Annotated in this window: 19 protein-coding genes; 5 read left to right on the plus strand and 14 right to left on the minus strand. The window is 67.4% G+C overall.

Annotated elements, in window-relative coordinates:
* Positions 1–126 precede the first annotated feature (126 nt).
* The 3 genes from ABIE00_RS15185 to ABIE00_RS15195 all read left to right on the plus strand — a co-directional run bounded on the left by ABIE00_RS15185 (position 127) and on the right by ABIE00_RS15195 (position 5761).
* Positions 127–1461: an HRDC domain-containing protein gene (locus tag ABIE00_RS15185; RefSeq protein ID WP_354261592.1), complete on the plus strand. Its 1335-nt coding sequence runs from the start codon at positions 127–129 to the stop codon at positions 1459–1461.
* Positions 1462–1620: 159 nt separating this feature from the next.
* A complete protein-coding gene (locus ABIE00_RS15190) occupies positions 1621–3420 on the plus strand; it encodes an HNH endonuclease signature motif containing protein (protein WP_354261594.1) in 1800 nt (599 codons plus the stop codon).
* Between the two features lie 172 nt (positions 3421–3592).
* Complete coding sequence (locus ABIE00_RS15195) at positions 3593–5761, plus strand: 3-hydroxyacyl-CoA dehydrogenase NAD-binding domain-containing protein (protein WP_354261596.1); 2169 nt, start codon at positions 3593–3595, stop codon at positions 5759–5761.
* A gap of 103 nt (positions 5762–5864) precedes the next feature.
* Here the strand turns inward: ABIE00_RS15195 and ABIE00_RS15200 are convergent, their stop codons facing one another.
* The 12 genes from ABIE00_RS15200 to ABIE00_RS15255 all read right to left on the minus strand — a co-directional run bounded on the left by ABIE00_RS15200 (position 5865) and on the right by ABIE00_RS15255 (position 21172).
* On the minus strand, positions 5865–7463 hold the full coding sequence (locus ABIE00_RS15200; protein ID WP_354261598.1) for an ABC transporter ATP-binding protein: 1599 nt from the start codon (positions 7461–7463) through the stop codon (positions 5865–5867).
* Positions 7460–8248, minus strand: coding sequence for an energy-coupling factor transporter transmembrane component T family protein (locus tag ABIE00_RS15205; protein ID WP_354261600.1), 789 nt, complete (start codon positions 8246–8248; stop codon positions 7460–7462). Before ABIE00_RS15205 ends, ABIE00_RS15200 begins: the two co-directional genes overlap by 4 nt.
* Before the next feature lie 19 nt (positions 8249–8267).
* Positions 8268–9089 (minus strand): ECF transporter S component, encoded by an 822-nt coding sequence (locus ABIE00_RS15210; protein ID WP_354261602.1) that lies wholly within the window; start codon positions 9087–9089, stop codon positions 8268–8270.
* A 124-nt stretch (positions 9090–9213) separates the two neighbouring features.
* Entirely contained in the window at positions 9214–10260 is a 1047-nt protein-coding gene (locus ABIE00_RS15215) for a nucleoside hydrolase (RefSeq protein WP_354261604.1), read from the minus strand.
* On the minus strand, positions 10260–11237 hold the full coding sequence (locus ABIE00_RS15220; RefSeq protein ID WP_354261606.1) for an aldo/keto reductase: 978 nt from the start codon (positions 11235–11237) through the stop codon (positions 10260–10262). The genes ABIE00_RS15215 and ABIE00_RS15220 overlap by 1 nt, the downstream gene beginning before the upstream one ends.
* 91 nt (positions 11238–11328) lie before the next feature.
* The gene (locus ABIE00_RS15225) at positions 11329–11547 is read right to left on the minus strand and encodes a helix-hairpin-helix domain-containing protein (protein ID WP_331574772.1); all 219 of its coding nucleotides are present in this window, start codon (positions 11545–11547) and stop codon (positions 11329–11331) included.
* Between the two features lie 67 nt (positions 11548–11614).
* Positions 11615–12175 (minus strand): hypothetical protein, encoded by a 561-nt coding sequence (locus ABIE00_RS15230; RefSeq protein ID WP_331574773.1) that lies wholly within the window; start codon positions 12173–12175, stop codon positions 11615–11617.
* A complete protein-coding gene (locus tag ABIE00_RS15235; RefSeq protein WP_354261608.1) occupies positions 12172–12717 on the minus strand; it encodes a DUF402 domain-containing protein in 546 nt (181 codons plus the stop codon). The genes ABIE00_RS15230 and ABIE00_RS15235 overlap by 4 nt, the downstream gene beginning before the upstream one ends.
* Entirely contained in the window at positions 12714–14687 is a 1974-nt protein-coding gene (gene dxs / locus ABIE00_RS15240; protein WP_354261610.1) for a 1-deoxy-D-xylulose-5-phosphate synthase, read from the minus strand. The genes ABIE00_RS15235 and dxs overlap by 4 nt, the downstream gene beginning before the upstream one ends.
* Before the next feature lie 175 nt (positions 14688–14862).
* On the minus strand, positions 14863–17688 hold the full coding sequence (locus ABIE00_RS15245) for an aconitate hydratase (RefSeq protein ID WP_354261612.1): 2826 nt from the start codon (positions 17686–17688) through the stop codon (positions 14863–14865).
* Positions 17689–17837: 149 nt separating this feature from the next.
* Positions 17838–19199, minus strand: coding sequence for a class I SAM-dependent RNA methyltransferase (locus ABIE00_RS15250; protein ID WP_354261614.1), 1362 nt, complete (start codon positions 19197–19199; stop codon positions 17838–17840).
* On the minus strand, positions 19196–21172 hold the full coding sequence (locus ABIE00_RS15255; RefSeq protein WP_354263377.1) for an APC family permease: 1977 nt from the start codon (positions 21170–21172) through the stop codon (positions 19196–19198). The genes ABIE00_RS15250 and ABIE00_RS15255 overlap by 4 nt, the downstream gene beginning before the upstream one ends.
* Before the next feature lie 95 nt (positions 21173–21267).
* Here ABIE00_RS15255 and ABIE00_RS15260 point away from each other — a divergent pair, with 95 nt between their 5' ends.
* Together ABIE00_RS15260 and ABIE00_RS15265 are read left to right on the plus strand one after the other, a co-directional pair.
* The gene (locus ABIE00_RS15260) at positions 21268–21939 is read left to right on the plus strand and encodes a potassium channel family protein (RefSeq protein ID WP_354261616.1); all 672 of its coding nucleotides are present in this window, start codon (positions 21268–21270) and stop codon (positions 21937–21939) included.
* On the plus strand, positions 21940–22791 hold the full coding sequence (locus tag ABIE00_RS15265; RefSeq protein ID WP_354261617.1) for a potassium channel family protein: 852 nt from the start codon (positions 21940–21942) through the stop codon (positions 22789–22791). It begins immediately after the preceding gene.
* On the opposite strand, the gene ABIE00_RS15270 is transcribed toward ABIE00_RS15265, so the two are convergent.
* Positions 22761–23516, minus strand: coding sequence for a DUF3159 domain-containing protein (locus ABIE00_RS15270; RefSeq protein ID WP_354261619.1), 756 nt, complete (start codon positions 23514–23516; stop codon positions 22761–22763). The two genes, ABIE00_RS15265 and ABIE00_RS15270, sit on opposite strands and share 31 nt — an antisense overlap.
* Positions 23513–23749, minus strand: coding sequence for a single stranded DNA-binding domain-containing protein (locus tag ABIE00_RS15275; protein WP_354261621.1), 237 nt, complete (start codon positions 23747–23749; stop codon positions 23513–23515). The genes ABIE00_RS15270 and ABIE00_RS15275 overlap by 4 nt, the downstream gene beginning before the upstream one ends.
* Positions 23750–23770: the final 21 nt, after the last annotated feature.

Below are 23770 nucleotides of genomic sequence, written 5' to 3' on the forward strand. Positions count from 1 at the left end.
CCCTGTTCGCCCGGCCTCGTTTCGTCTATTCACAGTGGCATTGGCCAAGCGCCGCCGTCGGTTCCGACGGCGGCCCGTGCCGTTCCGGACTGCCCTTGGGCCTGCTGCCGGTAAACTAGGGTCATCATGACCCCTCAAAATCCGGATAACACCACAGCCGGCGCTCCGGCTGCTGAAAATACACCCCATATAACGGTGGAAGGCTTTGACAGCCGGGTCCCCGTTGTCATCGATCTCGATTCCCCCCGCGACGGGGTGCCTCTGGTCATCGAAACCCAGGCCGGGCTGGAACGCTGCGCCGCCGCAATTGCAGCGGGCACAGGCCCTGCAGGCGTGGACGCGGAGCGGGCCTCGGGCTTCCGCTACGGGCAGCGCGCATTCCTCGTGCAGATCCGCCGGGAAGGTTCCGGCACCTGGCTGATCGATCCCGAGCCGTTCGAGGACCTGAGAATCATCAACGATGCCCTGCAGGGTGTCGAATGGATCCTGCACGCCGCGAGCCAGGACCTCCCCTGCCTGTCGGAACTGGGCATGTGGCCCGACAAGCTTTTCGACACCGAACTGGCGGCCCGCCTGGCGGGCCTTCCCCGTGTCGGCCTCGCCGCCGTGATCGAGCAACTGCTCGGTTTCGGTCTCGCCAAGGAGCACTCGGCGGCAGACTGGTCCACCCGTCCCCTGCCGGAACCCTGGCTCCGGTACGCAGCGCTCGACGTCGAAGTCCTGACGGAGCTGCGCGAGGAACTCATCGAACTGCTCGAAGCGGACGGGAAACTCGAATACGCCGAGCAGGAGTTCGCCGCGATCCTGTCGGCCGGCCTCGCCGCGCCGAGGGTGGACCCCTGGCGCAAGACGTCCGGACTGCACCAGATCCGGGACCGCCGCCAGCTGGCCGCGGTGCGGGAGCTGTGGCTGGAACGCGATGCCCTGGCCCAGAAGCGCGATGTGGCCCCCGGCCGGCTCATTCCCGACTCCGCCCTCGTCGCCGCGGCCAAGGCAATGCCCACGACCGTCCCGCAACTGCTCGGCACCAAGGGATTCCACGGCCGGGCTGCGCAGCGGGAGGCCCCGCGCTGGCTGCGGTGCATCGCCGCCGCCAGGGCGCTCGAAGACCTGCCCCCGCTCCACCTGCCCACCAACGCCCCGCCGCCACCGCGGGTCTGGGCCGACCGCGACCTTGCCGCCGCCGAGCGGCTGCAGACCGCCCGGCCGCTGCTGCAGGAGAAGGCGGACGAGCTCAAGCTTCCGCTCGAAAACCTGCTGACCCCGGACTTCCTTCGCCGCGTCGCATGGCGGCCGCCGGCGGACGTAAGTGAAGCCGCCATTGCCGAGGAACTGCGCGAGCTCGGTGCCCGGCCGTGGCAGGTGGGACTGGTGGCGCCGCTGATCACGGGGGCGTTCCTCAACCCCCTGCCGCTTCCGCCCAAGGAAGCCAGGGAACCGAAGGAGTCCTCCCCCGCATAGGAGGCCGCCTGAGCAGCGCTGTGATGCGCGGGAGGCGTCAGTGGGCGTGCGCCCCTTGATCTGCTACCCAGTTTTCATTCAAAAAGATTCTTCGGTCCGGTCCGTATGGGGCGTGCTTTCCGCCCTTATATTGTCGTAGCCCCCTGTCATGCTGTGAATATGGATAGCGCAGTAGTTGCGGAGACGTTGGAGGCCATCGGTGCCTCTGCTCTTTCGCTGGCTGCTGGGCTGGAACGGGTGGCTGGTCCGGGTCCGCTGCCTGGTGCGGTGGATCCTTTGGGGGATCTGGCGGATGCGTGCCTGGAGGGTCTGGCCGGTGTGACTGCGATGGAGGCCCGCCTGGCGGCGGTGAAGGTGCACCTCGCCGCCGGGTTCGCCGCGGCGGAGGAGGCCATGACTCCGCCGGGCGCGTCCGGGCAGGACCGCACCGTCCGGCAGATGTCACTGACTGCTGAGGTGGCGTGTGCGCTGACCGTCAGCGAAGGGTCGGCGGGACGGTTGCTGGTCGAATCCGCCAAACTCACCCGGGATCTGCCGTTGGCGCTGGCCGCGCTCGGGGCGGGGACGCTCTCGTGGCAGCACGGGCGGATCATGTGCGACGAAACTGAGGGGCTGGGACCGGAAGCGGCGGCGGCGTTTGAGGCGCATTTTTTGGACCCGGACGCACCCGGGTATGCGCGGGGTTGCCCGGCGGGGGAGCTGACGCCGGCGAGGTTCCGGGCCAAGGCGCGGTATTGGCGGGAACGGCATCACCCGGTCAGCATCGAAAAACGCCACCACAGGTGTGTGCAGGACCGGCGGCTGGAGTATGCCCCGGACCGGGACGGCATGGCCTGGCTGTCCGCGTATCTGCCCGCGGACCAGGCCGCCGGGATCTGGAACCGCACCACCACCGCCGCCCGTGCCATGCAGGGCCCAGCCGAAACCCGCACCCTGACCCAGCTCCGCGTCGATGCCGCCGCCGCATGGCTGCTCGGCCCAGCCCCGGAAGTGGGCGGCCCGGCTGACGACCCGGCCACAGGGTCGGAGCTGGCCGGGCCCCGAGGGTCTGTGCAGGCAGGTGGATCGCTTTCCACAGATTTCCCGCCCGCGGTTTCCGCGTCCACTGGATCCGAGTCGGCCGGGTCCGCAGAGTCGGTATCGGCTGGTTCCGTTTTGCCCGGTGGTGTGCCGTCACCGGCGGCGCAGGTCCTGGTCACCGTGCCGGTGTTTTCGCTGCTCGGCCTGTCCGGGGAACCGGCCACACTCGACGGGCACGGGCCGATCCCGCCGTCCATGGCCCGCCGGCTCGTCGCCGAGGGCGCAACCTCATTCCTCCGGGTCCTCACCGACCCCCGCGACGGTGCACCCCTGGAGATCGGCCGCACCAGCTACCGGCTGACCAAACCAATGCGCCAATGGCTGCGGCTCCGCGACGCCAAGTGCACATTCCCCAACTGCAACAACCACTCCCTGGACAACGACGCCGACCACATCCTCGCCTGGACCGACGGCGGCGGCACCGGGGCCGCCAACCTCGGCCAACCCTGCCCCAAACACCACAGACTCAAACACACCACAGCGTGGCAACCAGTCGGCGCCACCCGCGACACCCCACCGGGCTGGATCTCACCCAAGGGACGGTCCTACCCGGCCGAGCACCAGGACTGGGAACCACCCACCTGGCCAGAACCACCGCCAGTCCAGAACTGGCCGGAGCCACCACGCGGCCGAGACTCGACCGGATCAGCACCTGCTCAAGACTGTCCCGAGCCGCCAGATCATCCGAACCTGCCGGATCGCTTCAACGGGTTCGGCAGCTACCCTGGGCTGGGCGGTTTTCAAAGCTACCAGTGCCCCGAGCCTTCAGAACCCCCCGACAACCTTGACGATATTGAGAGCCTGATGGCTTTCGACGGCCCTGAACCACCGCTGCCCGCAGATCCTTGGCCCTACTGGTCCTCATCCACAGCCGCCTAAGAAGCCACCCGCCTCAAAAGCGTGACGGCCATGGGGCATGCCTCGCCCCGGCGCTTGCAGCCGATATTACTCACGAGTAACGTTGGGTTCACGGGTGCCCGCCCTTGCTGGTCCTGCCGTCCAGCAATGCCGAGTCATCTACCGCATGCCAGTCTCAATGAGGAGCCACAGAATGAGCGCCGCTGAATTCCGCAAGCTTGCCGATCTCTTCCCTGATGAGGCGGTCACTCATTCCTCCGTGCAGGACATCGAACTCCCCGCTGCAGAAGGCCGCACCAGCCCCGGCGTCCTGGCCCTGATCACCCTGGACAACGGATTGGGCCCGTCCAAACCAACCACGCTTGGCCCCAATACCCTCGTTGAACTGGGCATCGTCCTTGAAGGACTCCGCGGGCGGGCGGCCGCGGGCGAGATTGCGGCCGTTGGGGTGACCGGCAAACCGAACTTCTTCGTCGCCGGCGCCGACCTCTCCGCGGTGACAAAGCTGCAGGAGCGGGAGCATGGCCTCTGGATGGCCCAGCTGGGCCACGACGTTTATGCCACACTGGCCAACCTGGGCGTTCCCAGCTTCGCCTTTATCAACGGTGTGGCCCTGGGCGGCGGACTGGAGGTCGCCCTGCAGTCCACCTACCGCACCGTGTCCACGGGCGCCGGCGCGCTGGCGCTTCCCGAGGCTTTCCTGGGTCTGGTGCCCGGATGGGGCGGCGTGTACCTTCTGCCGCGGCTGATCGGACCGGAGAATGCGGTCAAGGTGATGATCGAGAACCCGCTGAATAACAACCGCACGCTGTCCGGCCCGGAAGCCTTCAAACTCGGCATCGCTGATGCGCTGTTCGAGCCGGAGAATTTCCTCGAGCAGTCGGTCGCCTGGGCTGCGCGCGTTGTCGCCGGCACCGCAGTTTCAGGTACAGCACCCGAACGGCCCGCCGCCGTCGATCCCGCCGACCCCGGAGTCGCCGCGCGCTGGGCGGACGCCATCGCTGCCGGCCGCGCCGTCGTCGAAACCAAAACCTCCAACGCTTCCCCCGCGCCGGCAGAGGTACTGAACATCATGGCGGCGAACCGCACCATGACCCAGGCCGAGTCTGCCGCACTCGAATGCGAAACGCTGGCCGGCCTCATGCAAACGGACGAGTTCCGCGCCACCGTCTACGCCTTCCTCGAACTCGTCCAGAAACGGGCCAAGCGGCCCGCCGGTGCACCGGAGCGCGGGCTCGCGCGGCCTGTCAGGAAGATCGGCGTGGTCGGCGCCGGCCTGATGGCCGGCCAGCTCGCGCTGCTGTTCGCCCGCCAACTCGCTGTTCCGGTGGTCCTGACCGACATCGACCAGAACCGGGTGGACAAGGGCGTCAGTTACGTTCACAACGAAGTGGACAAGCTGGTGGCGAAAGGCCGGCTGGGCGCCGACGCAGCCACGACGGCCAAGGCCCTCGTGACAGGGTCGGTCTCCAAGGAGCCGTTCGCGGACGCCGACTTCGTCATCGAGGCCGTCTTCGAGGAGCTGAACGTCAAGAAGCAGGTCTTCGACGAGCTTGAGGCCATCGTCCGGCCGGACTGCATCCTCGCCACCAACACATCCTCACTGTCAGTGACGGCCATGGCCGCCGACCTGCGGCACCCGGAGCGGCTGGTGGGCTTCCACTTCTTCAATCCCGTGGCCGTCATGCCGCTGTTGGAAATCGTCCGGGCACCAAAGTCCGACGACACCGTGATCGCCACTGCTTTCGAACTCGCCAGGGGCCTGAAGAAGACGGCCGTTCTGGTCAAGGATGCGCCGGCGTTCGTGGTCAACCGGATCCTGCTGCGGCTCATGGGCGAAGTCACGGCCGCCTTCGACGAAGGCACGCCGGCCGAAGTTGCTGATGCCGCGCTGCGCCCGATGGGTCTTCCCATGACGCCGTTCACGCTCCTCGCCATGGTGGGACTGCCGGTGGCCCAGCACGTTCAGGAATCCCTGCATGCGGCCTTCGGGGACCGTTTCCCGGTCTCGCAGAACCTGCAGAAACTGGTCGACAACAACATCCGTTCCCTGTGGTCGGCGTCAGAAGATGGCCGCCAGGAGATCCCCGCGGCCACGTCGGCCCTGTTATCTTTTGGCAGCACACCGTCAACCGCTGAGGAAGTGCTGCGCCGGACCCAGGACGCGCTGGCCGAGGAGATCGGGCTGATGCTCGAGGAGGGCGTGGTGGCAGCGCCCCAGGATATCGACCTCTGCATGATCCTGGGCGCCGGCTGGCCGATGTTCCTCGGCGGGATCACCCCCTACCTCGACAGGGTGGGAGCTTCGGAGCGCGTCAACGGCAAACGGTTCCTGCCCCCAGGCGTGGCATCCCGCTCCTGACACAGAGCGAGGACACTTGAGACCCTGCTGAAGGGGCCTCAAGTGTCCGTTCGCGCTCGGTACCGGCAGCTGGGGTGAGGACACCGGCGGCTTCACGGGCGCCTCAGTGCGACCGGAGCCGGCCGCCGTCGAGCTTGAGCAGCCGGTGCGCGTGAGACCTCGCGAACCGGAGGTCGTGCGTCACCATCACGACGGCGGCGCCGCGGCCGGCCGCCGCTGACACGGCGTCGGTGAGCCGCATGAGGCCGTGCGCGTCCAGGGCCACCGTCGGTTCATCGAGCGCCAACACCGACGGCTCGCGCGCCAGGACGGTGGCGAGGGCCAGCAGCCGCTGGCCGGACGCCGGCAGCTCATGGGGATGGGCGCTTTCGGTGTCTTCAAGTCCGACGGCGGCCAAGGCTGCGCACGCGCGTTCCTGCGCCGCCGTGCTGAACAGCCGGTCCAGCCCGAACAAAACTTCCCGGAGCACGGTGCGCTCGAACAGCTGGTCGTGGGGGTGCTGGAAGAGTAGCCCCAGCCGGCGGGCCACCAGTCCTGTGGGAACACCGGCAATGGACTCCCCGGCCACACGGACGTCACCGCGATGCGGGCGGTAGAGGCCGTTGAAGAGCCGGAGCAGCGTGGACTTGCCGGCACCGTTGGGCCCGGTGACGGCGACGATTTCCCCGGGCATCACCTGCAAGTCCACATCCTCCAGGAGCAGGCCGTCGCCTGCAGCCACGTGGCCTGACGCGAAACCGAAGGCCACATTCGCCAGCTCCAAAGCCGCAGCAGTTCCAACGGCGGCAGCTTCCGACTGGGGAAGCCTCGCTGCAGCGGGCGGCGGCGGCGCCGACGCCGGCGCCGGCTCGGACTCCGCGTCGGGCTCCGGATCCGGGTTTGGGTCCAGGCAGGCGCCCGAGATCACGACGCCGGACGCAGCCAGCGCCGCACCCTGCAGAATCCGGTCCGGCGGTCCGGCCGCCGTCACTTCCCCATCCTTCAATACCAGCCAGCGCTCCGCGGCGCGGGTCAGCGCATCGGCGTGCTGGCTCAGCACCAGTACGGCCGTGCCCCGGGCCGTCTCGGCATGGACCAGCTCCACGACGGTCCGGATCCCGGCCTGGTCCAGGGACTCGAGCGGCTCGTCGAGGACCAGGACGCCGGGACCGTCCACCACCGCGCAACCCACAGCCAGACGGCGGAGCTCGCCGCCGGACAGCGTTGCGGGATCCCGCTGGAGGAGCCCACCGAGTCCGGTCCGGCGGGCAATATCGGCGACAGTCCGCACCATCTCGGCCCGCGGGACGCCGCGGTTTTCCAAGCTGAAGGCGAGCTCCTCCTCCACGGTTCCACGAACCGCCGAGAGCATGGACGCCGCGTCCTGCGGCACGTAGCCGACATGCCGTGCCCACGCTCCGGGATTGATCCGCGGATCATCCGGCGCCCCGGTAAAGGACAGGGGACCGCCCTCGGCAGGATCTCCGGCCACGTCCAGCTGCAGGCTCCCGGCCAGCATTCCGTCCCGCCCGCCGAGCAGCCACGCACCAAGGAGCCGTCCCAATGTGGACTTTCCGCTGCCGGATCCGCCCAACACCGCGGTCAGCGTGCCGGGAGCCGCGGCCACCCCCACCCCGCGCAGCGCGGGGCTGGCGTCACCGTGGTACGAAAACGAGTCAATGCAGGCCAGCAGCGTGGTCCCATCTGTCCTGTCGGCGATCATGCCTGGCCACCGATGGACTGAGAAAGGGCGGACACTGACCCGCTGGAAAGCACCTCAGCGACGCGCCACCCCACCGCTGCCAAGGCAAGGAGGACCGCCACAATGCGGAAGGCTGCCTGGCCGGCTGAATCGGGAACCTCCGCATAGCTGGTGCGGGGACCGGGGCTCCCGAACCCCCTCGCGTCGAGGGACTGGGCCCGGATGCCTGCGTCGTGAACCAGGCCCAGGACCAACGGGACCATCTGCAGCCGGATGGCCGCTGCCCGGCTGCCGATCCCCCGTCCCACCACCAGGCCGCGCGACTCCTGCGCCTGGCGGACCTTGTCCATCCGCGCGGCGACCAGCGGGGCAAGCAGCAACGTGGACGCCAACACATATCCCACCTGCGGCGGGACGCGGCGGGCAGAGAGGGCGGCCACCAGTTGGGAAACCCGGACGCTGAAGGAAAACACCATCAGCACCAGGACGAAGGCTGCGGTGCGCAGCCCCATCTCCACGGCGAAGGCCAGCCCCTCGGCCGTCACCCGGGCGGGGCCCCAGCTGGCGAGCACCGTGCGCCCCTCCGGGAAGAAAAGTCCGTGGATCACCAGCAGCGAAAGCCAGAACGGCACGATGATGGCAGCCCCGGCCAGCAGGACCCGGCGGACGGTGCCCGCGACGGCGGAGAGAACCACCGCACCGGCTGCCACGGTGAGCGATACGGCCCAACTGTCGGCCGCCGTCGTAATGACCAGGACGGCGGCGGCGGCCGTCAGCGTGGTCAGCGGGTTGAGGCGTGTGGACACCTGGCCGGCGGTTCGGCAGTCAGGAATTCCGCACCGCCGGCTCCTTGCCGGCCAGGACGCGGAAGCGGCGGACGAACGGGAACTGGAACGTGGTGCGCCGCGGCATCGCGTAGACCAGCATGGCGGCGATGGCGAAGACGATGGCTTTGTCCATGGGATCGGAAATCAGGGCCTGCTTGGTGATGGCGGCCAGCAGGGTGTCGCCCATGGCCCGGAAGGCGCTGACAATCGCACCGGTGCCGGCTCCTGAGGTGCCGCCGAAGACAAAAGCGGCGATCGGGGCGGACACCACGCCGGCAACAATGCCCGTGAGGAAGCCGGCGACCGGCGCCAGGTAGAACCGGCGGAACAGCCCGTACCGCGCGGCCACGCCGGCCAGGAAACCGATCAGCGCGGCGCCGGCCGCGAAGGGCAGGACTGTCGGGTTGAAGAACGACCACACGATGCTGCTCAGGGCACCGGTGGCGGCGCCGGCGGCAGGCCCGGCAAGGACGGCAATGAGCACCGTGCCGATGGAGTCGAGGTAGAACGGCAGGCCGCTGGTGCCCATGAGCTGTCCCAGCACGATGTTCAGGACCAGCGCCACGGGGATGAGCACCACGGTGGACGTGGGCAGGGTGGGAAGCACGCCCACGATCAGCAGCAGCGCGCCGAGGAGGAAGCCGCCCAGCGCGACGAGCGAGGAAATGCTGCCGATCCCGCCGGCGATGTCGGCGGGCTGGGTGAGGACCAGGAAGACGAAGGTGGCGGCAATGGCCGCGGCGCCGAGCAGCCCAAGGACCCTGCGCCGGCGGACAGCATTCCGGTCCGTGGGAGGAAGGGTCAGGGACGGCTGTGACATGGTGGATCCTTCGGCTGAAAACGGCGGGTCCCGCACCCGTGGCGTGATCTTCCGCGTGCGCGGAAGCGGGCGCCTATGTCACCTCGGCGCGGCTACCATCCTACCGACCTGCGGGCACACCGTGCTACGCCTCCGGCTGGTGCGGCCGCTTCCCAATACCGGCCGCCAGAGCGCCCACCGATGAGATCAGCTCGTCGAAGCACTGCGCGGGGTCGTTCGACGTGACGATCCTGGCGTTGAACGGCTCCTTCCAGATGCCCCGGAAGTCGGCGACGGTGGTCCCGACCAGGCGGGGCGCCTCCGTTTCCACGTGCACTGTGGCTGGCCGCGTGCCGTACGGAGTGCGCCCGATGGCCGCGGCGGCGGCGAAGGCATCATGCATGTGCGCGATGAAGCCCTGGTCGTAGAGCCGGTGGAACTCCATGTAGAAGCGCATGGCATCAGACAGGCACGCCACGAGCGGGTTGTCCGAGCGGCTTCGCTGCCCCTCCGGCTGTTCAGCCAGCACAAGTTCCGGTTCTGCCCCGGCAGCCTCGGCGAGACGCTGCAGGTGCTCCGGCCGCAGCTCGATGCGCTCCGTGGTCTCGAGCGCACACACCACCGGCAGGTTCTCCTCCGGAAGCCCGCTGTAGGCGGCGAAAACTTCCGCGGCCGCATGCGGGTCCACGGACACGTTCCACTCCGCCGTCGGCGTCGTGTTGCCCTGGTAATTGAAGCAGCCGCCCATGATGACCAGCCCCTTGAGCAGCTTGGGCAGGTCAGGCTCAGCACGCAGCGCCAGGGCAAAGTTCGTCAGCGGCCCAGTGATGAGGCCGGTGAGTTCCCCTGGGTGTGCCCGGGCCGCTTCCACCCACACGTCCACGGCATGCCGCGGTGAACCCTCCTGCTGCGGCAGCGGGAGCTCGGCGTAGCCGATCCCCTGCGGTCCGTGGGTTTCCTCGGTGGTGACCAGCGGGATCTCCAGCGGCACTTCCGCGCCCATGGCAACTTCAATGCCTGTCCGGCCGCAGAGCTCCAGCAGGGCGAGGTTGTTAAGCGCCACCTGGCGGGCGCCCACGTTGCCCGCCGTGCACGTGATGGCCTCGATCCGGACCTCCGGCCGGGACAGCAGGTAGACCAGCGCCAGGGCGTCGTCGATCCCGGTGTCAACATCCATGAGGATGGAGGGCATCAGAACAGTGCCACCTTGGGGGTCTGCGGGAAGATGGCATCCAGTTTGTCGAGCTCGGCTCGGTCCGGCACCCAGGCAACCGCCCCGGCGTTCTGCCGGACCTGTTCCGGACGGGTGGCGCCGGCAATCACGCTGCTGACCGACGGCTGTGCCGCCAGCCAGGAGAACGTCACCTGGACCTCGGTCAGGTCTCTGGCGGCGGCGAAGGCGCTGAACGCCTTCAGCTGCTGCCAGTCGGCGTCGTGCACCAGGTTGGTCCGCGTGTGGCTGAGGCGCGAGCCTTCCGGTGCCTGGTCTTGCGCGTACTTGCCGGTCAGCAGGCCGTTGGCCAGCGGGAAGTAGGGCAGCACGCCCAGCCCGTACGCTTCGGCGGCCGGTGTGACCTCCTGCTCGGCGCGGCGGTCCAGGAGGTTGTAGTGGTTCTGCGCTGAGACAAACCGGGCCCCGCCGCGGGCGCGGGCCACGAATTCGGCCTCGGCGATCTGCCAGCCGGCACGGTTCGAGTGGCCGATGTACCGGACCTTGCCGCTGGTGACGAGGTCGTTCAGCGCGTCGAGGGTCTCCTCGATCGGCGTCTGGGGATCGGGCGTGTGGAACTGGTACAGATCGATGTAGTCGGTGCCGAGCCGGCGCAGCGAGGCCTCCGCGGCGCGGATGACATAGCGGCGCGAACCGCGGGCACCGAAGTCCTCGCCGTTGGCTCCGCGCATGTCCATGCCGAACTTGGTGGCCACCACGACGTCGTCGCGCCTGGCCCCCAGGGCCTTGCCGAGCATCGTTTCGCTGAGTCCCGGCTCGCGGCCGTAGGTGTCGGCGACGTCGAAGAGGGTCACCCCGGCGTCGAGGGCGGCATGCACGACGGCGTCCGTCCCCTCCTGCGATTCGGTCACCGTGTTTGCCCGGCCCAGGTTGTTGCAGCCGAGGCCCACGACGGAGACGGTCAGTCCGGATTTTCCAAGACGGCGGTATTCAGTCATGGAATCACCCTATAACGGCGCAGGCGGCAGCTCCCCGGCCGGTCCGGCCCGCTTCGCGGCCGGCCGTTGCGCACCCGGCTGCAGGACCCGTTTAGGCGGAGGCGAAGTCCAGGCCGTGCTCCTCCAGCGCATCCTGGAGCTGGGCGAGGGTCCGCGGGCAGATGCCCGGCAGCGCCGCCAGCTGGCGCCGGCCGAACTGCGCCAGCTGTTCAAGTGACTCCACGCCTGAGTGGGCAAGGATTCTGCGGTCGGGCGAGGCGAGGCCCCGCGGAAGCGGCGTGCGGCCCGGCTTGGCTGACTTCTTTGTCATGACGTTCTGCCTTCCCTTGTGCTTTGACTGCTTGAGGTGCTTGAACTGCCTTAGGTGTGAAGCTGGGTCAGAGGGTGAAGCTGGTCACCTGCTTGGGTGAATGCTTGAGCTTCAGGGCCGAGAGGTCGCTGAAGGGGGCGGCGCCGATGCTCAGCTTGGTGAAGTCGAGGTCCTCGCCGCGGATGCAGACCTTGATGGCGTTCACGGCCTTGTTCACGTCCGGGCAGAGGCAGAAGATGTTGAGCTTGGCGTCGCCGAATTCGGAGCGATCCACAATGCCCAGGCCGCGCCAGGCCAGGTGGCCGGACAGTGCGTCCTTGGCTTTCTCCTCGAGGTAGCGGTCGCGGCTGGTGCCTTCCCTGGTCTTGAGTGCGTACTGGGCCACCACCCAGTACTGCTCCTCGTCGGGAATTTCCGCGTAGCCGTCTTCGGTGCAGGCCATCTCGAAGGCATCCATCAGCCGTTCCGCGGCTTCGGCGTCCGGGACGTCGGTCTCCTGGGTCTTGCTCTGGTGGCCAACGGCGCCGTGGTTCATGACGAACTGGCCGTAGTCCTCGTCGTACCATGCTTCACGGAACAGCAGGGTCCCCTCGTCGTCGCGCTTGTAGACCCGGATAATTCCGCTCATGCCCGTCCTCTCATAAACCAGGTGGTATCGGTGCCGTCAAAGGGCGCATCCTGGCCTTTGACGGCCAGGAACAGGGAGTCGCACTCGGCCTGCATGGCGCGCACCAGCGTCTCAGGGTACTCCATGCGGAGCCGGTGCTCGGCGAACTCGTCCTCGTCGTCGACGAACACGCCGCGCTTTACCGAGCGGATGACGTCCAGGTCCATGTCGATCATATGGAATTCTGTTACGCCGGGCTTGATCCGGTGCCACTCGTGGCCGGTGGCCAGGTCGACATAGACGCGGAAGTCGCCAGGGTAGGTGTCGTCGTAGAAGGTGACAACGAACTCCCCGGTCCGCGGAACGAGGAGCACGGCGTCGGAGGCGGTGTAAAAGGCGGCGCCGGGGCGGGAGCAGAACTCGTTGGCCGGCTGGAAGATCCACCAGCCGTGCTGGTCTTCGCCGAGGTAGCGGCCGGGCACCACCCAATGGGCTGTGCCGTCCCACTTGCGGTTCCGGGACACCACCAGTTCGCCTGGCTGCAGGGAATCAGGCTCCCTCACAGTTTGGGCAGGCTTCCGGTGGTGGGGTGTTCCTGGCCCGGCAGCGGACGCGCGAACGGGACCTTGGTCCCAAGAACCTGGGCAACGACGTCGTGGGTGATCTGCTGGGCGGTGAGGCCTACGCGTTCCAGTACCTGGCTCCGTGTTCCGTGGTCCAGGAATTCGACCGGCAGTCCAACCTCGTTCAGGGCAGTGTCCACGCCGGCGGCGCGCATCTCCTGGCGGATCCGCGATCCGACTCCCCCGGCCCGGACGCCGTCCTCGATGCAGATGACGAGGCGGTGCCTGGCGGCCAGTGCGATGATCGACTTCCGGACCGGGAGCACCCAGCGCGGATCGACGACCGTGGAGCTGATGCCCTGGGCACCGAGCCGGTTGGCGACGTTCAGGGCCAGCTCGGACATGGCGCCCACACTGACGATCAGGACGTCGTTTTCCGTGGAGCCGGCGGGGCGGCGGGACAGCACGTCCACGCCGTCGTCGAGCCGTTCGATGGCCTCGACCTCGGCGCCGACGGTTCCCTTGGAATAGCGGATGACTGTGGGGGCGTCCTCGATCGCGACGGCTTCGCGGAGTTCCTCCCGCAGCCTGGTGGCATCGCGTGGGGCCGCCAGGTGCAGCCCGGGAACGATCTGGACCATGGCCATGTCCCACATCCCGTGATGGCTGGCGCCGTCGGGGCCGGTGACGCCGGCGCGGTCCAGGACGACCGTTACGCCGGCCTTGTGCAGGGCGACGTCCATCAGGAGCTGGTCGAAGGCACGGTTGAGGAAGGTGGCGTAGACGGCCACCACCGGGTGCAGCCCGCCGAAAGCCATGCCCGCGGCGGAGGTGAGGGCATGCTGTTCGGCAATGCCGACGTCGAACACGCGTTCCGGGTGCCGTGCCGCGAACTTGTGCAGCCCCACCGGGATGAGCATGGCGCCGGTGATGCCGACGATGTCCTTACGCTCGTCGGCGATGTCCGCGATTTCATCGGCGAAGACCGACGTCCAGGACTTCGCGCCGCCGGCTTCTGCGGGCTCGCCCGTCTCGGGGTCGATGATTCCGACGGCGTGGAACTGGTCCGCTTCATGGGCACGGGCGGGTGCGTACCCATGACCCTTTTCGGTCATGGCGTGCACGATGACCGGCCCGGCATAGTTCCTGGCCGTTGAGAGGGCGTGCTCCATGGCCTGGAGGTTGTGGCCGTCCACCGGGCCGATGTACTTCATGCCGAGGTCCTCGAACATGCCCTGCGGGGCCCACCAGTCCTTGATGCCCTTTTTCATGGCGTGCAGGCTCTTGTAGGTGAACTGGCCGGCGGGGCCGCCGTTCTGGAGCCTCTTCTTCCACCAGTCCAGCGCGCCCTCGTAGGCCGGGGCGGCGCGGAGTGAGTCGATGGTGGGGCGCAGCGACGCCAGATAGTCGGCAAAGCCGCCCACCGTAGGCGCGTAGGAGCGGCCGTTGTCGTTCACGACGATGACGACGCGGCGCTTCTTGTCCGCAGCGATGTTGTTGATGGCTTCCCAGGCCATGCCGCCGGTCAGCGCGCCATCCCCGACGACGGCGACGACGTACCGGTCGCCGTCGCCGGTCAGCTGGCGGGCGCGTGAAATGCCGTCGGCCCAGGACAGCGAGGAGGAGGCGTGGGAGCTTTCGACGATGTCGTGCTCGGACTCGGCACGGTCCGGGTAACCGGACAGGCCGCCCTGCTGGCGGAGGGTGCTGAAGTCGTGCCGTCCGGTCAGGAGCTTGTGCACGTAGGACTGGTGGCCGGTATCAAAGACGATGCTGTCGCGGGGCGAATCGAAGATCCGGTGCACCGCCATGGTCAGTTCGACGACGCCGAGGTTGGGACCAAGGTGCCCTCCCGTCTGGGAGACGTTGCCGATCAGGAATTCCCTGACCTCGGCGGCCAGCTGATCCAGCTGCGCCGCGGCCAACTTGCTCAGGTCCTGCGGATTCCGGATGGTCTCCAAGAGTCCCAACGGCCCCTCCTTCGGCTGGTAGACATGCCTATTAACTCTAACGCCTCCACGCAAACGCATGGGGCAGTGCCAGCGCATGGGGCAGTGCTGGCCGCAACGCACAGGCCCCGGCCGGTCTGCTGACCGGCCGGGGCCTCATCGCGCTGCTTACCGGGCCTGGCCCGGCTGGATCCCGCTAGTTAGCGGAGATCTGGCGCAGAACGTACTGCAGGATGCCGCCGTTGCGGTAGTAGTCCGCTTCACCCGGGGTGTCGATGCGGAGCACTGCGTCGAAGGACTTGGTGGAGCCGTCCTCGGCGGTGGCGGTGACCTTGAGGGTCTTGGGCGTGGTGCCTTCGTTCAGGGCGGTGACGCCCTCCACAGCGAAGGTTTCCGTGCCCGTCAGGCCCAGCGTGGCAGCGGACTCGCCCGCCGGGAACTGCAGCGGAAGAACGCCCATGCCGATGAGGTTGGAGCGGTGGATGCGCTCGTAGCTCTCGGCGATGACGGCCTTGACGCCCAGCAGTGCCGTGCCCTTGGCTGCCCAGTCACGGGACGAACCGGAGCCGTACTCCTTGCCGGCCAGGACCACCAGCGGGGTGCCGGCTGCCTGGTAGTTCTGAGCGGCGTCGTAGACGTAGGCCTGCGGGCCGTCAGCCTGGGTGAAGTCGCGGGTGAAGCCGCCCTCCACGCCGTCCAGGAGCTGGTTCTTGATGCGGATGTTCGCGAACGTGCCGCGGATCATGACCTCGTGGTTGCCACGGCGCGAGCCGTAGGAGTTGAAGTCCTTGCGCTCCACGCCGTTGGCCAGCAGGTACTGGCCGGCGGGGGTGTCGGACTTGAACGAACCGGCCGGGGAGATGTGGTCCGTGGTGACGGAGTCGCCGAGCTTGAGCAGCACGCGGGCACCGGCGATGTCCTGGACGGGCTCCGGCTGGGCCTTCATGCCCTCGAAGTACGGGGGCTTCCGGACGTACGTGGACTTTTCATCCCAGGCGAAGGTGTCACCGGCGGGGGTGTCGAGCGCCTTCCAGCGGTCGTCGCCCTCGAAGACGCCCTCGTAGCCCTTGGCGAACATCTCCTTGTCGATGGAGGAGTCGATGACTTCCTGGACCTCGACAGGGTTGGGCCAGATGTCCTTCAGGAAGACGTCGTTGCCTGCTTCGTCCTTGCCCAGGGGGTCGGTCTCGAAGTCGAAGTCCATGGAACCGGCCAGGGCGTAGGCGATGACCAGCGGCGGGGAGGCCAGGTAGTTCATCTTGACGTCCGGGTTGATGCGGCCTTCGAAGTTGCGGTTGCCCGAGAGCACGGCGCTGACGGCGAGGTCGTTGGCCTGGATGGCTTCGGAGATCTCGGCTTCCAGCGGGCCGGAGTTGCCGATGCAGGTGGCGCAGCCGTAGCCCACGATGTAGAAGCCGAGCTTCTCCAGGTACGGGGTGAGGCCGGACTTCTCGTAGTAGTCGGTGACCACTTTGGAACCGGGGGCAACGGAGGTCTTGACCCACGGCTTGGCGGTGAGGCCCTTGTTCACGGCGTTGCGTGCCAGCACGGCGGCTGCAAGCATGACCGACGGGTTGGACGTGTTGGTGCACGAGGTGATCGAGGCGATGGTCACCGCTCCGTGGTCCAGGTCGAACTCGCGGCCGTCCTCCATCTTGATGGCGACGGGGCTGGAGATGCGGCCCTCGGCACCGTGCGCGGCGGAGTACTTCGGCGGAACGCGGTCGCTGTCGGTCACGTGCGTGGCGCCGGTGGTGAAGGAGGGCGGGTCGGAAGCCGGGAAGGATTCCTCCAGCGACTCATCCAGCGAGCCGGCGTCGGCGTCGTGGGTGACGTAGTTCTTGAGGTCGTGGCGGAACTCGTCCTTGGCCTCGGTCAGCTCGATGCGGTCCTGCGGACGCTTCGGGCCGGCGATCGAGGGAACCACGGTGGAGAGGTCCAGTTCGAGGTACTCGGAGAAGCGCAGTTCGCGGGACGGATCGTGCCAGAGGCCCTGCTCCTTGGCGTAGGCCTCCACCAGGGCGACGTTCTCCTCGGGCCGGCCGGTGAGGCGCAGGTAGTCGAGGGTGACGTCGTCGATCGGGAACATGGCAGCCGTGGAGCCGAACTCGGGGCTCATGTTGCCGATCGTGGCCCGGTTGGCCAGCGGCACCGCGGCAACGCCTTCGCCGTAGAACTCCACGAATTTGCCCACAACACCGTGCTTGCGCAGCATCTCGGTGATGGTGAGCACGACGTCGGTGGCGGTGGCACCGGCAGGGATGCTGCCGCTGAGCTTGAAGCCAACCACGCGCGGGATGAGCATGGAAACCGGCTGGCCGAGCATGGCCGCCTCGGCTTCGATGCCGCCGACGCCCCAGCCGAGCACGCCCATGCCGTTCACCATGGTGGTGTGCGAGTCGGTGCCGACGCAGGTGTCGGGGTAGGCGCGCAGCGCGCCGTCAACGGTGCGGGTCATGATGGTGCGGGCCAGGTATTCGATGTTGACCTGGTGCACGATGCCGGTTCCCGGCGGGACGACCTTGAAGTCGTCGAACGCGGTCTGGCCCCAGCGCAGGAACTGGTAGCGCTCACCGTTGCGCTGGTATTCGATCTCCATGTTGCGCTCCAGTGCGCCGGAGTTACCGAAAACGTCGATCTGGACGGAGTGGTCAATGACCATCTCGGCCGGGGCCAGCGGGTTCACCCTCTTCGGATCACCGCCGAGCTCCTTGACAGCCTCACGCATGGTGGCAAGGTCCACCACGCAGGGGACACCAGTGAAGTCCTGCATGATCACGCGGGCGGGCGTGAACTGGATTTCAGTGTCGGGCTGGGCATTCGGGTCCCATCCTGCCAGGGCGCGTACGTGATCGGCGGTGATGTTCGCGCCGTCCTCGGTCCTCAGCAGGTTTTCAAGCAGTACCTTAAGGCTGAACGGAAGGGTTTCTGAACCTTCAACGGAGTTCAACCGGAAAATTTCGTATTCGGTTCCGGCAACATCAAGTTTGCCTTTTGAACCGAAGCTGTCCACAGTGCTCATCGCAGGACTCCTCTCGCAACAGTTTCATCTTTGTCGCGCGGTTGACCGCTTGCTAGTTAGGACACCCTAATTAGTGCCGGTCGCATCAAACTGCATGGTCAGCCGGGAACACGGGCGCGACGGGGGCTACATCGCCCATAGTAGTTGCATCACCCGCGGGGAGTCAGCAGCGCGACGGTCTCGAGATGGTGCGTGTGCGGGTAAAGGTCAAAGGCCCGCAGACCGGACAGCTGCCAGCCGCCCTGCTGGAAGTAACCAATATCGCGTGCGAACGACGACGGGTCGCAGGAAACATAGGCAATGGCGCGGGGGTTCGAGGCAATGAGCTGGCTGACAACAGCCTTGCCTGCGCCGGCTCGCGGCGGGTCGAGAATGAGGGCGTCGAACTGGCGCGGCCGCTGGCGGAGCACCCGCTCCACCTTGCCCTGCACAATCTCCACCTGCGGAGCACCGTGCAGGTTTTTCCGGGCATCCCGGCTGGTGCCGGGCGCGCCCTCCACCGAGAGCACAGACCCTGTCTCCCCCACCGCGTCGGCCAGCGGGGCGGTGAACAGGCCAGCACCGGCATACAGGTCGGCCACTGCGGCGCCGGGTTCCAGGAACCCGCCGTCGTGCAGGAATCCGGTGACGGCGCCCACCAGGGTTTCCGGCGCGTCCCGGTGGATCTGCCAGAAACCCGCACCCGTGACCCGGTAGTCATGGCCGGCTGCTGATTCCTGCACCCAGGTCCGGCCGCGGAGCTGCAGGGTTTCATTCTTGAGGGGGTCGTAGCTGGCCACGGACACGTCCGACGGAAGCTGGGAAATTATGGAGTTCAGCCGTTTGGCGCGGGTCCCGGGGGCCGGAGCGAGCAGCACGAGCGGCCGCGAGCCGTTGGCGGGTGCCGCCACCTCCACCCGCTCGATGCCCTGGAGGTCCACATCCCATAGCCGCAGGGCATTGATCCCATCGACGGCCAGCGGCATCTCCTGCACAGCGATAACCTGGTCGGAGCGGTGGGCGTGCATGCCAAGCCGGCCGTTCTTGGTGACGCCAAAGCTGGCGCGGGTGCGCCACCCAAGTCCGGCCCCGCCGTCGTCCGTCATTCCGGAACTTGCTGCTCCGACCGCTTCCACGTCCGGGGAAAGTTCGACGGCGGCGAGCCGCCTAAGCTGTTCGGCCAGCACCTCCGATTTGAGGCTCCGCTGGCGCTGCAGGGAAACGTGGCCGAGTTCGGCGCCGCCGACCGGCGGGCGCCCGTGCGCCCAGGAACTGGCGGAGTCGGCGGTCCGCCAGAAGTGCGGCACCCGGTCCGGCGAAGCATCCAGGACTTCCACAACGTCCGCGCGCCAGAACTTGGCCTTCTCTTCGGCGTCGGTGAGCCGGACCCGCACCCGCTCCCCCGGGATGCCGTGGCGGACGAAGACCACGCGGCCCTCGTGCCGGGCCACGCAGTGTCCGCCGTGGGCCACGGGGCCGACGTCGACCACCAGTTCGAGTCCGGTGGAGGTGGTCTGGGTGTCCGGGCTCATTGAATGTCCTGCAGTCTCTTGGCTTCTTCGGATGATTTGAGCTGCCAGGGAACGCTGGCAACCATGACGCCCGGCTCAAAGTGGAGCCGGGTCTTGATGCGGAGGGCTGTCTGGTTATGCACCAGCTGCTCCCACCATTTGCCCACCACGTACTCGGGGATGTAGACCACGATGAGGTCGCGGGGCGAGTCCCGGCGCATGTTCTTGATGTAGTCCATGATCGGCGTGACCGTCTCGCGGTACGGGCTGGCGAGGATGGTCAGCGGAACCGGGATCTCCAGTTTCTCCCAGTCGGCGAGGGTGTGTGCTGTTTCCTCGGCGTTGATGTCCACGGTGATCGCGTCAAGCCGCGACGGCCGGGAAGCCCGCGCATAGGCCAGCGCCCGGAGGACGGGCTTGCGGACATGCGACACCAGCAGCACAGCGTGCACGCGGGTGGGCAGGGCGCGCGGCGAGGAGTCCTCGTCGACCGCCAGCTCCTTGGCGACGTTGTCGTAGTGGGCGCGGATGCTCCACATGATGAGGAACAGAACAAACATGGCGAGCAGCGCAATCCAGGCGCCCTGCTCGAACTTGGTGATAAGTACGATCACCAGCACCAGCGCGGTCATGCCGAAGCCGATCATATTGATGGTCCGCGACTTGATCATCCGGCGCTTGACGGCCTTGTCCTTTGCCAGTTTCAGTTCCCGGCCCCAGTGCCGGACCATGCCAAGCTGGCTGGCCGTGAAGGAGATGAAAACACCGACGATATATAGCTGAATGAGCTTGGTTACATCCGCGTTGAACGACAGGATGAGCACCAGGGCACCGGCTGCCAGGGCAAGCACGCCGTTGCTGAAGGCGAGCCTGTCGCCGCGGGTGCGCAGCTGCCGGGGCAGGTAGCCGTCCTGGGCGAGGATGGAGCCCAGCACCGGGAAGCCGTTGAAGGCGGTGTTGGAGGCAAACACCAGGATGACGCCGGTGGCCGCGACCACGATGTAGAACGGAATGGAGCCGTTGCCGAAGATGGTCTGCGCAATCTGGCTGATGGCCGGGTTCTGGATGTACCCCTCGGGCAGGGGTCGGCCGTTAAGCAGGAACTCGGTGGCCGGGTCCAGCACGATGTGCACCTTGGTGGCGTTGGCCAGGTAGATGATCCCTGCCAGCATTGCCGAGGCAATGATGCCAAGCAGCAGCAGCGTGGTGGCCGCGTTTTTGCTCTTGGGCTTTTGAAAGTTCGGCACGCCGTTGCTGATGGCCTCCACACCGGTCAGGGCGGCGGCGCCGGAGGAAAAAGCGCGCAGCAACAGGAACGCGCCGGCGAGGCCTACGAGTCCCTGGTCGAAGTCGGGTGAGGGGACGATCGTGAACGCGGCCGACGGGGCCTTGCCCAGCTGGCCGGTCACGGCCTGGAAGATCCCGACGACGGTCATGCCCAGGATGGAGGCCATAAAGATGTACGTCGGCACCGCGAAGACGCTGCCGGCCTCCTTGATGCCGCGCAGGTTGACCAGCGCCAGGATCACAACCCCGATGGTGGCGATGAGTGCCTGCTGTCCATGCAGAGACGGGATGGCAGTGGTGAGGTAGGTGGCCGCCGAGGACATGGACACGGCGACGGTCAGGACGTAGTCCACCAGCAGGGCAGACGCCACCGTCAGTCCCGCGTACTTACCCAGGTTCTCGTTGGCAATCTCGTAGTCACCGCCGCCGGACGGGTAGGCATGCACATTCTGCCGGTAGGACGCCACCACCGTGAGCAGGACCACCATGACGGCGAGGCCGACGAGCGGGGAAATGGTCACCGCGCTCACGCCGGCCAGGGCCAGCGTGAGGAGTATCTCATCGGGGGCGTAGGCAACGGATGACAAGGCATCCGAGGCGAAAATGGGGAGCGCGATCCTCTTCGGCAGGAGTGTGTGGGCCATCCTGTCGTTCCGGAAGGGCCTTCCCACCAGCACGCGCTTCGCGGCATTCAGAATTGTCAGCACCACACAAAGTTAGTCTGATTCGCACGCGATGTCATGGCAGGTTTCCGGCGGTAGAGTCTTACGGAGCAGTCGGCGAACAGTTGAGGAGAGAACGCGTGGCGCACTTCGTGATCATGGGTTGTGGACGCGTTGGGGCCACCTTGGCGCATACGCTCGAGGATGCCGGCCACTCGGTGGCCATCATCGACCAGGATGACCGCGCCTTCCGCCGCCTCCGCTCGGGCTTCACCGGCCGGAAAGTCACCGGCGTCGGCTTTGACCGCGACACCCTGAAGCAGGCAGGCGTTGCGGACGCCTATGCCTTCGCAGCCGTGTCCAGCGGCGACAACTCCAACATCCTGGCCACCAGGGTGGCCCGCGAGACATTCCATGTGCCGCACGTGGTGGCCCGCATCTACGATCCCGGCCGCGCCGAGATCTACCAGCGTCTGGGCATCCCCACGGTGGCCGCGGTGCGCTGGAGCGCCGACCAGGTCCTGCGCCGCATCCTTCCCGAACAGCACCTCGCCGGGGACTTCCGCGACCCGTCCGGCCGCCTCGTGCTGGCGGAGCTGGACCTGCATCCGGAATGGGTGGGCCATCCGGTCTCCTCCATCGAAAAGGTGGCCGACGTCCGGGTGGCCTACCTGACCCGGTTCGGCGAGGGGATGCTGCCCGCCGCGGGCACCTCCTACCAGGACGGCGACACGGTGCATGCCATGCTGCGGGTGGACCGCACGTCCGAAGTCGCCCACATCCTCGCCAAAGCACCCGCCAAGGAGTCCTAAGTGAAAGTCGTCATTGTCGGGGCCGGAAGCGTTGGCTCCTCGATTGCCCGCGAGCTGCTGGCGCACAAGCACGAGATCCTGCTCATTGACCTCAAGCCCGAAGTGATCGGGCGCAGCGGCCTGCGCGGGGCGCACTGGCTGGTGGGCGACGCGTGCGAACTGAGCACCCTGCAGGACGCCAAGCTCGAGGACGCTGACGTGGTGGTTTCCGCCACCGGCGACGATAAGGTGAACCTCGTCGTCTCACTGCTGGCCAAGACCGAATTCGGGATCGGGCGCACAGTGGGGCGGGTGAACAACCCGAAGAACGACTGGATGTTCAACGACTCCTGGGGCGTGGACGTTGCGGTGAACACACCGCAGCTCATGACGGCGCTGGTGGAGGAAGCCGTGGAGATCGGCGACCTGGTGCGGCTGCTTACCCTGCAGACAGGTGTGTCCTCCATCGTCGAGTTCACTGTGCCGCATGACTCCCACGCCATCGGCCTCACGGTGGGTGCCATCGACTGGCCCGAGGACTCCACGCTGGTGGCCATCCTGCGGGACCAGGCACCGATCACACCCAGCCGGGACGACGTCATCGACGGCGGCGACGAACTGTTCTTCGTCACCACCATCGCGGCCGAAGACCAGCTGCGCGAGCTGCTGTCACCCAGTTCAGGTGAAGGGCAGGCGTCAGCTGAACGCCAGGCGTCAGGTGAGGGGCAGCCGTCAGGTGTGGGACAGCCGTCCGACGGACAGCAGGAGTCCGGCAGCCCGGCGCAGGGCGGCGCGGCCGCGGTCGGGGCGCCGGCAGCCGCAGATCAACTGGCCCGGACAGATCAGGTGGATGACGACGGCTTCGATGGCTGACCGTCGGTCGTTGCCGCAGGCCGTGTGACGAGCCAGGCGATCCACACGCCGAGGATGTACAGCGGTGCGCCCATGATGAGCCTGGTGGTGGCCAGCGCCGCCAGCCCGTCCGGACCCATCAGGTACAGGGGAACCTGCACCAGCAGGCGCAGCGCCAGCACACCGACGATGATCCAGGTGCCCAGCCGGTAGGCGCGGACTCGGGCCGGGTCCTTGCGCCAGTCCAGGCCTTCGTTCCGGATGAATCCGAACAGCAGGCCGGCGATCGGCCAGCGCACGGCGATGGAGATGACCATCGCCACGATGTAGGCGGAATTGGTCAGGAATCCCGGGAGGTAGAAGTCCTCGGCCTTGCCCGTCGTATTGGCGAGCCAGGCTGAGATGCCCACACCGACGACGCCGGCCAGCGCCTGGGTCAGGGGGCGGCGCTGCACGAGCCGGACCACGGTGAAGACGGCTGCGGTACCCAGCGCGGCTATCAGCGACGGCGTGAGCGCGGTGGTGGCGGTGAAGGCGATCAGGAAGACGAGGCCGGGCAGGATGCTCTCGGCGATTCCCTGGTAGCCGCCGGCGCTCTTCAGGACGTCGATGCGGCCGTCGTGCGTGCGGTGCAGCCCTGCCTTGGACGCGTAGTCCTCGGCCAGCCCTGCAAAACCCGGGGTTTCGGGTGCGGGCTTGGGTTCTTCGCGGCCCGGTCCCGAATCGGGGTTCTCAGGCAAAGTCATTGGTTCTCCTGGCGGGACAGTATCTCGTAGCGGGGATTGAACATGGTGGGCATGCCTTCCTTTACGGTTAGCATGCCTTCGAGCTTGAGTTCCGTCCCGGCGTTGATCCCCGGAATGTGGTGGCGGCCCAGCCAGATGACACGCAGCCGCCCGCGCCCCTCCGCGGGAAGGGTGTCGTGGTCCGAGACAATGGCCGCGAAGGCTGCCACCTCCGAGGGGGGCGCGTAGGTCACCGATTCGATGAATCCGTGACA

The organism is Arthrobacter sp. OAP107 (assembly GCF_040546765.1).
Lineage (GTDB): Bacteria > Actinomycetota > Actinomycetes > Actinomycetales > Micrococcaceae > Arthrobacter.